This window comes from Peribacillus sp. NPDC096447 (genome assembly GCF_044762725.1).
GTDB lineage: Bacteria > Bacillota > Bacilli > Bacillales > DSM-1321 > Peribacillus.
Map to the genome: position 1 here is coordinate 382,110 of NZ_JBIWEV010000003.1, position 14,668 is coordinate 396,777.

A 14,668-nucleotide genomic window follows, 5' to 3' on the forward strand; every position below is an offset into this window, starting at 1 on the left:
TCGTCTATTATTTAGTCCCTAAAGTTCAATCATCTATTTGGTTAGCATAATTCATATAAAACGGATTTAACCGTTTCTATGACAAAGCGTAAATCTTCAACTGTCGAAGATAAAGGCGGTGCAATGATCAATACGTTTCCATATCCAGGAACTGTATCACCATTACGGCCGATAATAAGACCCTTTTCCTTGCAAGCCCCGATTATTTTACCCATGAACTCATCGGAAACTGGTGTTTTTGCCTTTTTATCTTCCACTAATTCAATGCCGTATAAAAACCCTACTCCCCGAACTTCCCCTACTTTATTTAGGGCTGTCAATTCAAATAGCTCACTTAGTGTCGATTCACTAAGTTCAGATACTCGCTGAACGATTTTTTCATTTTCCAAGATTTCAATGTTCTTTAGGGCAACTGCGCAAGATGCAGGGTGGCCTCCATATGTTGACACATGCCTGAAATGATTTAAATTTCCGTTCTCTTTGAATTTCTCATAAATCCTCGAATTCACTGCCGTTGCTCCAAGTGGAAGATAACCGCTGGTCAAACCCTTTGCCATTGTTACAATATCCGGTTGAACTCCATCGGAGTGCATGAACCCAAACATTTTTCCAGTTCTTCCAAAACCTGAAACCACTTCATCCACAATTAAAAGAACATCATGCTTCTTACATATTTCCGAAACCCTCGTTAAGTATTCTTTCGAAGGAATAAGGACCCCGCCACCAGAGATGAATGGTTCAAGAATAACACCCGCTACCGTTTCAGCTCCTTCAAAATTAATGACCTGATCGATATATTCAGCTGCAAGCAAGTCGGAGTTTCCAACGTTTTCCCCAAACGGGCTTCGATAACTGTACGGCGGTGGCACATGCAGGAAACCGGGAACCGCCGGATCATATTTCACTCTCCGGTTTGCCTGTGCGGTCGCGCTTAGCGCGCCAAAAGTATTGCCATGATAAGCTCTGTACCTAGATATGAATTTGTATTTACCCTGATTGCCATTTTGGGAATGATATTGCCTGGCTATTTTAAAAGCTGTCTCATTCGCCTCAGAGCCGCTGTTCGTAAAAAACGTTGTATAGGAGCCCTTTAGATGCTCACTTATTTTTGCAGATAATTCGATTGCCGGCTTATGGCTTAACGTTAAAGGGAAGTAAGATAAGTTAACCATTTGTTCATAGGCTGCCTGGGCAATCTCTTTTCTTCCGTGACCCAGGTTCAAGCACCATAAACCGGAAACCCCATCTAAATATTTATCCCCTTTAGCATCTGTGAACCATGAGCCGGATCCTTCTGTAGCCATCATGGGAGCATCCTTTTCATTATAGCGATGCATCGCATGCCATAAATGGTCTTTATCCATTTGAACAAGGTCTTTCGTTTCAGTTTCCATCTTCACTTTTGAAACCCCCTTATTATTCATCGAATGCAATTAAGTTAAGTTCCCATGTTGTTACAGACCTTTATAGAGCGAATGGGTGATGGTGCAATGACCCAAAATTCAAGTCATCGCACCTGTCATATCACTCTATTTCCATACCATTATTTATCCCAGTTTTTATGATCTAAATGAGAATATTTTTCTAATAATCTAGTAGGCATTTTTAATGCATCTTTTCTGAATGGCGGAGCCAATTGTGTTCCATCGACTTGTATATCAATGACAGTCGGTTTATTTGATTTTATTGCGTCTTCAATGACTGCCCCTAACTCGTCAGCTTTTTCGACTCTAATACCTACAGCACCCATTGATCGGGCAACTTCTGCGAAATCAGGATTTTGGATATCCGCCCCTACAAAACGGTTATTATAAAAATCGACCTGATTCTTTTTCTCTGCACACCATGCATTATTATTGAAGACACATGCTATGACCGGTATATTTTCTTCAACGGCCGTACTCACTTCATGTAAGCTCATGCCCCACGCGCCATCTCCAACAATGGCTAAAACAGGCGTATTCGGCTCAGCTAACTTGGCACCAAGTGCAGATGGGTAAGCAAATCCCGTGTTCCCGAATGTAAGCGCAGCAATATGCCTGCGGCTCTGGTTGAACTTCAAGTAAGCGTTTGCAGTTGACGATACATTACCGATATCTGTAGTAACTATGGCATTTTCAGGCAACACTTTAGTCAATTCCAAAAGGGCCCGACGCGGATTGATTGGCGTTCCATCGATCATTGCAAGTCTCACCAATTCTTCTTCCCATTTTTGTTTTTCATTCGTTACTTCGACCATCCGCTTTTTTTCTTGTTTTAGGTTAGGTTTACTAGCCTTCAACCGTTTCAAGATTTCATGGCTAGCTTCACGGGCATCTCCGATGATCCCAACTTCCACAGGGTGCGTCCTCGCTATTTGCCTCGGGTTAATATCTATTTGGATGATTTGCGCATCTTTAGGGAAATAATCAATGTCATAGCATGGTAGCGTTCCAAATACCGATAATCTAGTACCGACCGCCAATATGACGTCCGCTTTCTTAAGTGTATTCATGGCAGCCTTTGAACCCATGTAACCGATTGGGCCGACTGATAATGGATGATCAGCAGGAAAAGCATCATTATGCATATAGGAGACAGCTACCGGAGCTGTTAAATATTCTGCAATATTCTTAATTTCCTCAATGCCATCTGAATCGACCGTTCCCCTGCCGGAAATGATGACAGGATACTCAGCCTCAGCTAGAATTTCAGCCGCTCTATCCAAGGATGCAGAAGATCCGCAGCCCCGTTCATCTACGCGATATTGATGTGGTTGAAGTATTTGATCTTCCACTTCACCATAGAAGTAATCACGCGGGATATCGAATAAAACCGGTCCCCTCTCGGCATAGGCAATCCGAAATGCTGTCCTGAGGCAATCAGCGACCCGGCCTGGGTGTGTCACTCTAACCGTTTCTTTCGTGATTGCCTTGAAGATGGAAACCTGATCACATTCTTGAAAACCATCCCATCCAACCGTTGGTGTACCAGCTGAAGGTGATATGACCACCATAGGAGTATGAGCTTGATTGGCCGCTGCAACAGAGGTGACCATATTCGTCATTCCCGGCCCGTTTTGCCCGATGACAACTCCTGCAACACCAGAGACACGACAATAGGCATCTTCCATATGTGCTGCACTTTGTTCATGGCGGACACCAATGAAACGAATGCCTGCAGTTGGCAATAAATCAAGCATATCCATGAAAGCAGATCCCAGGATTCCCGAGATATGTTTAACTCCCTCGGCCACTAATGTCTCAACGATGGCTTCACTTGGTGTCATTTTAACTTTCGTTCCTCTTAACATTTTTGTTTCGACCATTGCACATTCTCCTTAATTATATTTATTTCTGATAATGACGTTGCGACGTCCGTACCAGTTATAAGATGTATAATACTACCATTGTGTGTAACAGTCAATGAATAAATTGAATATTTAGAATTTATTTAAAATCATTAACCATCAAAACTCTTGAATTACATCAATCAATCTATTTTTAGCCAATAAATATATCCTTTTTTTCTGTCAATCTATAGTTGATCCTATCGATGATCTCCAATAAATCACCTATTTCATCAATTACGAAATCGGCACCTGCATTCAAAAAACGGTTTTCTGCATTTTTCATCCTTTTTTTCAGATCATAAGGGTCCATTTCATTGATTTCTGCTTCTGAAAGTCCGATTTCACTGCCGCCTTTCAATACGCCAACAGTCCACATTCCCGCAGAAATGCCTTCTTTGATATCACTTATCGTATCACCCACTTTAACGATTTTGCTGAGTGGATACACTTGGAGATTCATCGCCGTCTTAAAGCACATCCAAGGGGCAGGCCTACCTGTAGGCACTTCGGTAGACGCAACGATGGAATCAGGTTGATAGCCCCATTTTTTCGCCTCTTCTTTAACAACATTAATCATTTCATGAGTATACCCTGTTGTCGAACCGATTTTTATTCCTTGCTGCCTTAAACGGCTGACTAATTCAATTACACCGGGTATTGGCTTGGCGTTCTCCTTTAGAACCTTAAAAAGCAAAGCCTCAAAATCCATATATAATGAATTTAGATCTCTTTCGTCCGGTTCTTTCCCGAATTTAGCAATCCATAAATTAGAGATTCGTTTCATTTTCAGGAGTTCCATAATATGATCCATTTTCAATAACCCCATAGGTTCCCTTGCTTCCTTAATGGTAATATCTAACCCCCTTATCCTGAATATTTCGACAAATGCTTGGACCGGCGCAAAACGTTCCTGCCCAATCGAATATCACTGCCTGAACCTCTTTGCATTCTTTTGCACTTACCAATCTAAGTTCCCCTCCTCATCCTTACCTCCTCCAAAATCACCAAACTTGCTAAACCTGTTAAAACCCATTAATCGCTTATCCTGGTTTAAAGAGAAATTCAATTCACTTCTTTCAAAAATAACTGTAAATCTTCTTTTGTAGCTTCAGAGAGTCGTTTAATCTTTTCAAGGTCCTTTTCTGGATTCCCAGACTCCCCAATTAATGGGTAAAGGTTTTTCTCAATCCTTTCATACCAATCGGGGTATTCATCTTCCACTTGCTTTTCTATCGAATCCCAAGTAGAACTGATATCTTTTCCCATTTCTTGAATTTCCTCTGAATCCGCCTCCGTACTTAATTCTGATTCCAATCCTTTTATGGATTGAATCACATCGCCGACACCTTTTTTAATAACCTCTGCATTTTGGGTTTCACCCGTATTTGAATCCGGATTTTCATTCATGACTGGACTTTTTTCTTGTTGAGCCTCGTCCGGTTCAGCTGAATTGTTGCAGCCTGACAGCAATATGGCTCCAAGGACAACTCCACTAGTTATTACACGGAAACCATTCAACATAACCCCTCCTTCATGAATTAAAAGAAAGATGTCACCAAGCCTTGTTAGAACAACTCTCTTTTTCTATGGGAAATCATATTCTAGCTGATTAGTGATTGAAGAATTTTGTCTGAGGAATTCCATAGAAGTAAACGAAGCATTACCTTAGATTAAACCAATGGTCTAGACCAAAGCTATAACTTTTCAGAATTAGGGGAACCAGAAACAATATTTAATTCATTCTCCATATACTTCGCTTTTTTTCGCCGAATGAAAAAGAATGAACAGATAACGATCAAGCTAAATAGCATGGTAAAGATAAACTGTGGACGCTGCGAATCGATAAATGCCATTAATATTAACACGGAAACCATGGAAATTATCGTTGCATAAGTCAAATACGGGAATAACCACATTTTGATCTTGAAAATTCCGGGATTTTCTTTCTCCATTCTCTTCCTTAATCGGAGATGGGAAACCGCAATGGCAAGATAAACAAGAATTCCGACTCCACCTGAGGAATTCACTAAAAAGAAAAAGATTTTATCAGGTGAAATATAACTGAAAATGGTGCTGATAAAGGCGAATAAAGTAGAGCCGACTACAGCAAATATAGGGACGCCGTTCTTGCTCACTTTTGAAAATACCTTTGGGGCGTCGCCCTTTTGTGCAAGTGAAAATAACATGCGTGAACTCGTATATAATCCCGAATTCAAACAGGATAGCAATGCAATGAGAATCACTATATTCATGATCAGGGCAGCAGAAGGGATCCCCAGCAATTCAAGGACGGCAACAAATGGACTTTTCAGCAATGAAGCCGAATTCCAGGGTAATAGCGTCACTAGTATCGCGATGGACCCAATATAGAAAATCAGGATGCGCCAAACGACACTATTCAATGCACTTCTAACTGATTTTACCGGATCACTGGTTTCACCCGCGGCAATTGCTGGAATCTCCACTCCAACAAATGCATGAAAAACAATGGCGACGCCAACAAGCACAGAACTTAGCCCGTTCGGAACAAAACCGCCAAAATTCAAAAGATTCGAAGCGCCAGGTGGTTTTATCGTTGGGATAAACCCTAATATCACTGCCACACCCAGGCACAAAAATAGTATGATACTGATTATTTTAATGATTGAAAACCAGTATTCGAACTCACCAAACGATTTAACGGAAAAAATATTCGTCATTTTCAATAGGATGATCAATGATAGACTTATGACCCAGACGGGGACGGAAGGAAGCCAGCTGTGTATGATTGCTGCTCCGGCTGTTGCTTCCAAAGCAATTACGATAACCCAAAAGAACCAATATAACCAACCTGTTGTAAAACCGGCCCATTCACCTATCCCCTCTCTTGCATAAACGGCAAAAGATCCAGTATTGGGATTAACTGTGGCCATTTCCCCAAGCATCCTCATGACTAAAACAACGATCAAGCCTGCCAAAACATATGATAATATCGCTCCGGGGCCCGTTTGACCAATTATGATACCGCTTCCTACGAATAAACCAGCGCCTATGACACCACTCAAAGATATCATCGTTAAATGTCTTTGTTTCAGACCTGGTTTCAGTTCTTCCTGTTGATGTTTCATACCCTCCACCAACTTTCAATATTTTGGGGAATCAACTAACATAATCGCTACTTGAATGTAAAAACAAGGCTTTTCAGCTGCCTGTCCTTTACACTTTCACAAAGATAGTGGGAACTTGGAAACATGGCATTTTAAAAACAACACAGGAGATGACTATGAAATTACGATTCTATATCACTATTCCTCCTTCCTTAGTGCTACTTTGAAATTCGAAGCGGATATAACATCACTACGTCATGATGTTAGTACCACTTTCTATGTGTATAATACACTCTGATTTTTTTAAAGTCAATTTAAAAATCAGAATATTTAGATAACAAAATGAAAATTTTTAAATACAACAAACGGTCTCCAGTTAGTCGGCAATTCTTTCATTTTACTTCTTTAATTGGTGGTTTCATCCAACGCACTTTCCACTGTTGACTTTACGGCCTTCTGCTTTCTATCCAGCATTTTCTTAAGAAGATATGAAAAAAACAATGTAAAAGCTATTCCCTTAACAATCGAAGTAAATCCGAAAACAAGAAGGCCCAATATGAGTACGATAAGATTAATAATCCTGATTGTCGCTGCAATATCAATTTTTTCATTTTTATGATGCAAAATTAAGGCTATCACGTCAAAGCCAACAGTGGAAGCATTTGCAGTTATACATAAATAATATCCTATCGCTATCAAAATCGACGAAATGATAATCACTAAAACGATATTTACATCAATATCAATGTTCAATGAATAAAAAAAATTGAAAAAAACCATATAGCTAAGGGAACTTACGATCGACTTAAAAAAGTACTCTTTCCCTAGAAAAACTAAACAAATGATTAACAGTAATCCTGTAACGAAATTGGCTAGCATGGCAATGTTATAACCCGATAATGCGTTCAATAATAATGCCGAGCTAGTTACCCCGCCATTGATAATTTCATTGGGAACGATTAAATAAGCATAGGCAAAGGTCATGGAAATGTTTCCTGCAATAATTTTCATCAAATCCTTCATAGACTTCTCACCATCCCTATTGTTTTTTTGAAAATGCTTTCCCCCCCTAAATATATATTTATACTTGAACCATATGATACGCATTCAACTCTTACACCAATTTATTCGACCCTTTTCCCTTTCGATATTTTTGAATGATTTTACGAAGGATGCATATTTTTGTTCAAGTGATTAGAATAATTCGCTAACCAGAATCCTCTCTCCTTCTAATAAATAAAATAAAACATCCCCCAAAAAAGTTGATGATTTTCTTGTTTATCACAAAATCATTTAGACATTGCAGAGTTTCTGTACAAATTTATCTGAATGAACTATATTCCATAGGGTAGTACATCGAGAAGGCATCTTATAATGCTCGCTTCAATGGAAATAGTTCGAAGATGACACCCCAAAAAACCTGACAAAATAGATAAGAAAAGCATTAATGTAAGAAGGCAAATGGAAAAGAAATCCCCTATCATTCCCCATAATATTATTCCGCAATAAAAAAGTTGAGGGACATGCCCCTCAACTTTTAGTAACTATTTCCTAAGAAATGTTTCATTCAATAGGTTGTTATCATTTTATGTTACAGGTAATGCTGACTCATCTTTCATAAGCCTTTTTCGGTAAACCATATTGGACAGCTGTACACTCACTTCATAAAGCACAAGCAAAGGGACGATAACCAAAATGTCCGAAATTATATCTGGAGGCGTAATCAGGATCGAGATTATGACCAGGACGAAATAAGAAATCTTACGAGACTTTTTCAACACTGCTGGATTGATGATGCCTAATCTGGTCAGGAACATGACCACAAGCGGCATCTCGAATAAAATCCCGAAAGGTAAGATCAAATTAATCATGAACCGAAAATACTTTTCCGCAGTGAACATCATCTCGAACTGCCCGGCCGATAGGGAAGTGAGGAAACCCAGCACTATTGGAAACAACACAAAATATCCAAATGAGATACCTGTGATGAATAAAATGAACAGCCCAGGTATGAAACGAAATGTAACTCTTCTCTCTTCCGGTTTCAAAGCTGGAGCCACAAAGCGCCATAACTGATAGGCTGCTAGCGGAATCGTTGCAGCTATTGCACAAACCCCAGCGATTATCATATATACCCACAGGATTTCACTCGGACCGAGCACGGCGAGCTTTCCTTCCAAATCCTTAATGAGCAGTTCATAAATATCCTGTACGAATATGAAACTCACTATGAAAAAAGCCACAAAACCTATCAGTGTTTTAATGATTCTGCTTCGGAGTTCCTCCATATGCTCAATAACGTGTAAATCCTTACTCTCCACTTTCACTCCTCCTTTTTAGACATTTTCTTGCACTATTGCAAATGGCACTTTCCCTCGAACTCTTCTCATGAAAAGAAGCAGGCGAGTCTTTCCGCCCGCTATATCTCATTTACCTTCATCCTTCTTTTTTAACAGCTCTTAACGCAGCTTTATTCTCGTTTTCATCCTCTTTTTCTGAATCATTCACCAAACCTTTGGTTGCACTTTTGAATTCGGACAATGTCCGGCCAAATGCACGGCCGATTTCCGGCAGTTTGGACGGTCCAAAAATAATCAGTGCAATCACGAGTACGATCACTAAACCGGGTATTCCTATATTTGAAAGCATTCTTATTCACTCCTCTGATCTTCTCATTTTTCTTCGCTATATCCTTGTCAAGCATCATAATGGTTCCCTATCAATTAGTCACTTTCCCCTGACTTTTCATTCTTTGTTTTTCATGTGCGCGATTATGGGCACGTGTCCGATCTTCCTCGACTTCGTTCGTTTTTTGTACACCTTCCATAACCGCTGCTGATGCAACCTTTCGCAGCCCTGTTTGATCCTTATCAAAAACAAAGGATGCTCTTGTCGATATATCCGCACCTGGTTCTGTCACGAATGGGACTACACGATAGTCAGCCTTCCATTGTTCTGGTGTTACTTTGCATCGGACATATCCCCGGTAATCATTAAAGAACTTTATATGTGGATTCTGACTTAGTATTTTATCCGTATCCGCACGCTTATCCGCTCCATTTCCACCAGATGTGATGGAAGTGCCGACAAACTCCACACCGAAAATCTTTGAATTTGGATCATCGAAATCCGCCTTTAAATTGGCTGCCCAGCTTGCATGTACATCACCGGTCAACACGACCAGATTTTCCAGGTTATTACTTTTGATTACATCAATTAAACGATCGCGTGCAGCCGGGTAGCCATCCCAGGAATCCATGCTGAACTTGGGAGCGGTTGGTGTTCCATAATTCCGTTGTGCAAAGAAAATCTGCTGAGGCAGAACGTTCCACTTCGTTTTTGATTTTGATAGATTGTCAGTTAGCCACTGTTCCTGCTCTGGACCTAACAATGTCCGTTTCGGATCAAGTGACTCAGGCGTTTGCGGTGAACTTCCATCGCCGTTTGCCTGATCATCCCTGTATTGACGTGAATCCAATACAAAGAAAGAGGCCAGGTCGCCATATGTGAAATTTCGGTATAACCGCATATCAGCTCCCTTAGGCAAAGATGATTTACGAAGGGGCATATGCTCATAATAAGCCTGATATGCGGCGGCCCTTCTCTTGATGAATGCTTCTACCGATTGTCCTTTTTCCGGGATGACATTTGCATAATTGTTTTCAACTTCATGATCATCCCATGTCACGACCCATGGGAAAGCTGCGTGTGCCGCTTTTAAATGGGTATCAGAGCGGTATTGTGCGTATCTATTTCGATAATCCTCAAGCGTGATGATCTCCGGACCACTATGTACACGGACATTACCTGTAGAAGAAACATATTCATTTGGTCCATATTCATATATATAATCGCCAAGGTGGAAGACAATATCCAGATCTTCTTTTGCCAAATGTTTATAGGCCGTATAATGACCATGCTCAAATTGCTGGCATGAAACAAACGCGAATGACAAGCTCGAAACACTTGAACCTACTGGCGGAAGAGTCTTCGTTTTTCCCGTCTGACTTACTTCCCCTCCGCTTTTAAAACGGTAAAAATAGACCTTATCAGGTTTTAACCCGCTTACTTCCACATGAACGGAGTGGCCAAGTTCCGGCCTGGCTATTTCCTTGCCTTGTTGGACAATCTTTCGGAAATTCTCATCCTTTGCCACTTCCCATTTAACGGAAATGGCTTCTTTTGGCATTCCTCCGCCATTCAACGGGTCAGGTGCCAACCTTGTCCATAAAACTACACTGTCCGAGAGCGGATCACCTGAAGCTACACCGAGAGTAAATGGATAATCACTGAATTTCGGGGCAGCATTCACTTCAATCCCGCCCATTGATTGGGCAAGGGCAAGACCTAATGAAAGTCCGGCAAGCTTACTTGCTCCCTGGATAAAGTTTCGGCGGTCCATATTCTTACCTATTTCGCTCCAATTCTTAATTAAATCATCCATTGCACTTTCATTATTCATTGATCTTTCCCTCCTATTATTTGAATCTGGTTCAAGTATAGAAGGCCATTTTTAAAGGTGTATGAAGATGTGTAAATCAATAAATTCCCAATTAGGAATTTTTAGGCAGGACTTATGGTACCTATTGAACGCAAAAGGAGTTTTGTTTCACTCATACATTTACATAGACCTACAAACTTTTACATATAACGACAGTCTTTCAGCCTAGTTCTCTTCATGAATCATTTATTTAATCGTTACAAATAACTTCCATGGGCTATTTTTACAATAAAAAATTTTTAATAGACTTATAGAAATCAAATCATCAATTATGATTCCTTGTACATTCTCCGGGAACTCAAAATTCCCAACTTGTTCGAATGCTTGAATAATATTTTATAAGTGAATACTTACTTTCGGTTTAAAAACATCCTAATTTATGTAATAATAGTTTCATAATAAAAAATGAAAGTACTTGAGGGATTCTGGATTGGAGAGTATGGAAGCATTATATGAAAAAATTGAGATATTGAGGAAAGAACTAATAACCACTGGATTGATATATGGATTTACCGCCCCAAAAACATTAAATAAAAGCCAGGAACTAGATAAATTGTTGAATTTACTCGGGGCTCAAAAAGAACCCAATGGTTTAGAATATGCAGGAATGAAACCTGTTTGAGCTTTCTATTGAACCTTTATGAGATCATTACAGCTGCAGGAACTTTAATGTCCATAACAAACAATCTATCTCATCTAAGTTTATGAATGGTGTGAGTTTTCAAATATCAACGATTCATTTAAATTGTTTTTCTATAAGAAAAGCAAGCGCTCCTGATACATGCGGGACGTCCATACACGTACCTGATAAAGCAGTATGTAGTTTACCAGATAAGTGGGACATTAATTGTTCGCCTAGCGTTGCTGAATTCACTTTTCTATTGGTATTAAATCTTAATGGAAGCTGGGATGGTTAATGGAGTTTCCACTACTTACTGATAAGCACCCGGAATACTGTTTTCATTTATTGTGAAGATTCCATCTCTTTGCACATTTACTACTACTATATTTTTTAACAGCATTTTAAAAGAGGAATGAAAGACTGGCTCATCATCCGTTCCTCACAGTGACATTAGGTTACACCTATCTCTTCTCCTTTTAGATCGAGGCATAGTTGTCTTGAGCTTAAAAGAAATAAGTGGAAATACGAAATCATAAAAAATTAACATGTGATATTATTTTAGAATTTTTTAAATGAATAAACGGAAATAAAAGAATAATATTAAACTATTGATTGTTAGTTCAATAAGAAAAAGAGCCGTTGTAACAGCTCCTTGTCCCCCTCTTTACCCTTTTGAAACGATAGCGTTATGTTTCTCCTACTTATTTTTTACTCTTTGCATCCGTTTGTGCTTATATTGTTCAAAATCCCACTCAGACAAAAATTCTTTTGCAGAAGTATAGCCTGATTTATAGAGAAAGTCGATTTCATCCTCATTCAGTTCAAAGTCCGTTGCGTTGATTCCGCCAGTAGGAATTTGAATTGTGCGTTCAATCGTTTCTTCGTTCATATGTCGTAAATCATGGGCTTGAAGCATCGTTTTAAATATATTTTTGAAAAGGTGGATTGGCGTTGGTATAACAGGATCTATGTTAACTTTATCCTTCACAAAATGGAATCCGAATGTTGGAAAGCGAGGGTTTTCTGTATCGAAAATCCATATTGGGAAGTTACTAAGCAAGCCGCCATCTAAAATGTAGGATTTTTTCCGGTCTTTTGATTTCCAAATAACCGGACGGAAGAAAAATGGTAAGGAGGCACTCATCATTACGGCAGTTGAAACTTTTAAATCAGCAGGAGACATCCCATAGCGTTCCAAATCATCTGGCAAAATAAGCATCTGACCATTCGAAACATCAGACGCAATTATCTTCAACTTTCCATCTGGAAGATCCGCGAATGTCTTAATCCCTTTTTCTGAAAGAAGAGAATCCACCCACGTTTCCAAATAGTCGTTTTTGTAAATCCCAAGATGAACCAGAAGTTCCAAAAAGAAGCCCAAAATGGGAATTCGGTTCAGAATTGTCCTGCCTCGCATCTTTGAGTAGTTGATTTCACTATACCGTTCTCTAATTTCATTGCTTTTATAGCCACTAGCCAAAAGAGCTGCGATTACTGCTCCTGCTGATGTCCCAGCAAGCCTTTCCCATTCTACTTTTTCCTCTTCCATTGCTTGAATCGCTCCAATAAAAGCAATTCCCCTGACCCCCCCACCTTCAAAAACGGCATCTGCTTTCATTTTTTTCCACCTCTCGATAAGAGTTATTATAAATATTAACAATAATTTCAAATAAAGCGAAATTTCACACTCTTGAAATCCAAAAATCAGCCCCGTCAGTTGAAGAATAAAACCGCTTGACATCGATGGTTGGAATTAAAGACGGTTCTATTTTTCTAATAAATTAATTCGCTAACAGTATCTAGATTCACATGGTTGTGTTTTTCAATCTCTAACACAACTTCTGTAATATCATGTTCTTTGACCTTGCCAGCTTTTCAGGTTGTTCGCATGATTAACCGCACTTCTAGACTCTGTTTATGCTCTTCAACCCCGATCAATTGGTTGCATATCTATCCATTTTTACTTTTTTATTTTTTACAACTTTTATTATTCATGTCTTTGGACTCTCTACTTGAGAAACCCTTAATCATTTACACTGGCTCTACTGTAATATTATTAAAAGGTGATAGACTCCCTTAACGCAACTTTGATGCTAATAAAACGTAAAAACAATAGTAGGATAGCATCTATTATCATGGTATGTATAAAACGAAGTTTTGCATGGACAAACTGTCAGATACCTTCTAAAAAACTTTATCGAATCTAAAAATTTTTTATATTGTTGAACTAATACCTCAAAATGGGTAGTCAGAATTTAATTATTTTTCTTTCTTCCAAAATAGTAAAGTGTCTACCCCTCCTCTTCTTTTATTTAGGCTCTACTAAACTTTAAGTTATCTCAATAGAAAATTATTGGATTAATAATTCAAACAACATCATTAAGAATATAGACAATAAGAATAGATTAGTATTGGGAACTAAGTGGAACGTTCAGCAGTTCTTTTTTGGTGAAAAACAAATTTATTCACTTATCAAAAAAGTAATTTTCTTTACAGGATGACCTTTATTTTTTATAGAGGTATTCTTTAATTTATGTCGAAAAGGATATGTAACAATTGAAGGAGTGAAAAAATGGAAAGTAACCGTGCCAAGAAAATGTATGATTACCACGTTTGGGCTAATCAGCAAGTGTTCCAAAACTTAAAACAATTACCGGCAGGAGTCTATGGCGACACGATAAAAAGTGTCTTTCCATCTATCAAGGAAGTCCTTGTTCACCTTTACGCAACAGATATTACCTGGTTGGAGATAATGAAAAGAAGCACAATTCAAGATACCTTTAAGAAAGTTGAACAGCGGCGGAAAGAAGTGGACGGAGTCACAATAAATGAACTTGAATCCTGCTATGATGATCTTGCAAAGGATTATGACAATTTTCTTGCTTCACAGCCTGATCTCGAACGGACGATTGTAACTGAACATCCCAAAATGGGGGTTTGTGAGTTTGTACTTGCTGACCTCGTCCATCATGTAGTGAATCATGGGACCTATCATCGCGGTAATGTGTCAGCGATGCTCCATCAACAAGGCGAGCGTGGCGCACCTACAGATTATGTATTTTACTGTTTAAAATAAGTGGTTTGGCAACCGAAAATTTGAAGGAAAAATTAATTAGGATTCGCTGTAA

The 14,668-nt window shown here is 39.1% G+C and carries 11 protein-coding genes and 1 pseudogene; 2 read left to right on the forward strand and 10 right to left on the reverse strand.

Going from position 1 to position 14,668, the window contains the following annotated elements; genetic code table 11:
- Window positions 1–41: 41 nt before the first annotated feature.
- The 9 genes and pseudogenes from ACIQZD_RS13080 to ACIQZD_RS13120 form a co-directional block, all read right to left on the reverse strand.
- On the reverse strand, window positions 42–1,394 hold the full coding sequence (locus ACIQZD_RS13080) for an aminotransferase (protein WP_402903736.1): 1,353 nt from the start codon (window positions 1,392–1,394) through the stop codon (window positions 42–44).
- 149 nt (window positions 1,395–1,543) lie between these two features.
- Window positions 1,544–3,307 (reverse strand): sulfoacetaldehyde acetyltransferase, encoded by a 1,764-nt coding sequence (gene xsc / locus ACIQZD_RS13085; protein WP_402903051.1) that lies wholly within the window; start codon window positions 3,305–3,307, stop codon window positions 1,544–1,546.
- 175 nt (window positions 3,308–3,482) lie between these two features.
- Window positions 3,483–4,296: pseudogene (gene phnX / locus ACIQZD_RS13090) on the reverse strand (phosphonoacetaldehyde hydrolase).
- Between the two features lie 97 nt (window positions 4,297–4,393).
- The gene (locus ACIQZD_RS13095) at window positions 4,394–4,852 is read right to left on the reverse strand and encodes a hypothetical protein (protein WP_402903054.1); all 459 of its coding nucleotides are present in this window, start codon (window positions 4,850–4,852) and stop codon (window positions 4,394–4,396) included.
- A 173-nt stretch (window positions 4,853–5,025) separates the two neighbouring features.
- The gene (locus ACIQZD_RS13100) at window positions 5,026–6,438 is read right to left on the reverse strand and encodes an amino acid permease (protein WP_402903057.1); all 1,413 of its coding nucleotides are present in this window, start codon (window positions 6,436–6,438) and stop codon (window positions 5,026–5,028) included.
- Window positions 6,439–6,822: 384 nt separating this feature from the next.
- A complete protein-coding gene (locus ACIQZD_RS13105) occupies window positions 6,823–7,440 on the reverse strand; it encodes a YitT family protein (protein ID WP_402903060.1) in 618 nt (205 codons plus the stop codon).
- A gap of 563 nt (window positions 7,441–8,003) precedes the next feature.
- Window positions 8,004–8,705 carry a twin-arginine translocase subunit TatC gene (gene tatC / locus ACIQZD_RS13110; RefSeq protein ID WP_402903739.1) on the reverse strand — a complete coding sequence of 234 codons (702 nt, stop codon included), beginning with the start codon at window positions 8,703–8,705 and terminating at the stop codon, window positions 8,004–8,006.
- Window positions 8,706–8,853: 148 nt separating this feature from the next.
- Window positions 8,854–9,066 carry a twin-arginine translocase TatA/TatE family subunit gene (locus ACIQZD_RS13115; protein ID WP_063233420.1) on the reverse strand — a complete coding sequence of 71 codons (213 nt, stop codon included), beginning with the start codon at window positions 9,064–9,066 and terminating at the stop codon, window positions 8,854–8,856.
- Window positions 9,067–9,136: 70 nt separating this feature from the next.
- A complete protein-coding gene (locus ACIQZD_RS13120; RefSeq protein ID WP_402903063.1) occupies window positions 9,137–10,879 on the reverse strand; it encodes an alkaline phosphatase D family protein in 1,743 nt (580 codons plus the stop codon).
- Window positions 10,880–11,357: 478 nt separating this feature from the next.
- Here ACIQZD_RS13120 and ACIQZD_RS13125 point away from each other — a divergent pair, with 478 nt between their 5' ends.
- Window positions 11,358–11,540 (forward strand): Spo0E family sporulation regulatory protein-aspartic acid phosphatase, encoded by a 183-nt coding sequence (locus ACIQZD_RS13125; protein ID WP_402903066.1) that lies wholly within the window; start codon window positions 11,358–11,360, stop codon window positions 11,538–11,540.
- 697 nt (window positions 11,541–12,237) lie between these two features.
- Here ACIQZD_RS13125 and ACIQZD_RS13130 read toward each other — a convergent pair.
- Window positions 12,238–13,158, reverse strand: coding sequence for a patatin-like phospholipase family protein (locus ACIQZD_RS13130; RefSeq protein ID WP_402903069.1), 921 nt, complete (start codon window positions 13,156–13,158; stop codon window positions 12,238–12,240).
- 954 nt (window positions 13,159–14,112) lie between these two features.
- Here ACIQZD_RS13130 and ACIQZD_RS13135 point away from each other — a divergent pair.
- Window positions 14,113–14,616: a DinB family protein gene (locus tag ACIQZD_RS13135; RefSeq protein WP_402903072.1), complete on the forward strand. Its 504-nt coding sequence runs from the start codon at window positions 14,113–14,115 to the stop codon at window positions 14,614–14,616.
- The last annotated feature ends 52 nt before the right edge of the window (window positions 14,617–14,668 follow it).

Coding starts and splice junctions, on each gene's coding strand:
- ACIQZD_RS13120 (WP_402903063.1), bottom strand. CDS start 10,879: ATGAATAATGAAAGTGCAATGGATGATTTAATTAAGAATTGGAGCGAA.
- ACIQZD_RS13135 (WP_402903072.1), top strand. CDS start 14,113: ATGGAAAGTAACCGTGCCAAGAAAATGTATGATTACCACGTTTGGGCT.
- ACIQZD_RS13095 (WP_402903054.1), bottom strand. CDS start 4,852: ATGTTGAATGGTTTCCGTGTAATAACTAGTGGAGTTGTCCTTGGAGCC.
- ACIQZD_RS13115 (WP_063233420.1), bottom strand. CDS start 9,066: ATGCTTTCAAATATAGGAATACCCGGTTTAGTGATCGTACTCGTGATT.
- ACIQZD_RS13125 (WP_402903066.1), top strand. CDS start 11,358: ATGGAAGCATTATATGAAAAAATTGAGATATTGAGGAAAGAACTAATA.
- tatC (WP_402903739.1), bottom strand. CDS start 8,705: ATGGAGGAACTCCGAAGCAGAATCATTAAAACACTGATAGGTTTTGTG.
- ACIQZD_RS13100 (WP_402903057.1), bottom strand. CDS start 6,438: ATGAAACATCAACAGGAAGAACTGAAACCAGGTCTGAAACAAAGACAT.
- ACIQZD_RS13105 (WP_402903060.1), bottom strand. CDS start 7,440: ATGAAGGATTTGATGAAAATTATTGCAGGAAACATTTCCATGACCTTT.
- xsc (WP_402903051.1), bottom strand. CDS start 3,307: ATGGTCGAAACAAAAATGTTAAGAGGAACGAAAGTTAAAATGACACCA.
- ACIQZD_RS13080 (WP_402903736.1), bottom strand. CDS start 1,394: ATGGAAACTGAAACGAAAGACCTTGTTCAAATGGATAAAGACCATTTA.
- ACIQZD_RS13130 (WP_402903069.1), bottom strand. CDS start 13,158: ATGAAAGCAGATGCCGTTTTTGAAGGTGGGGGGGTCAGGGGAATTGCT.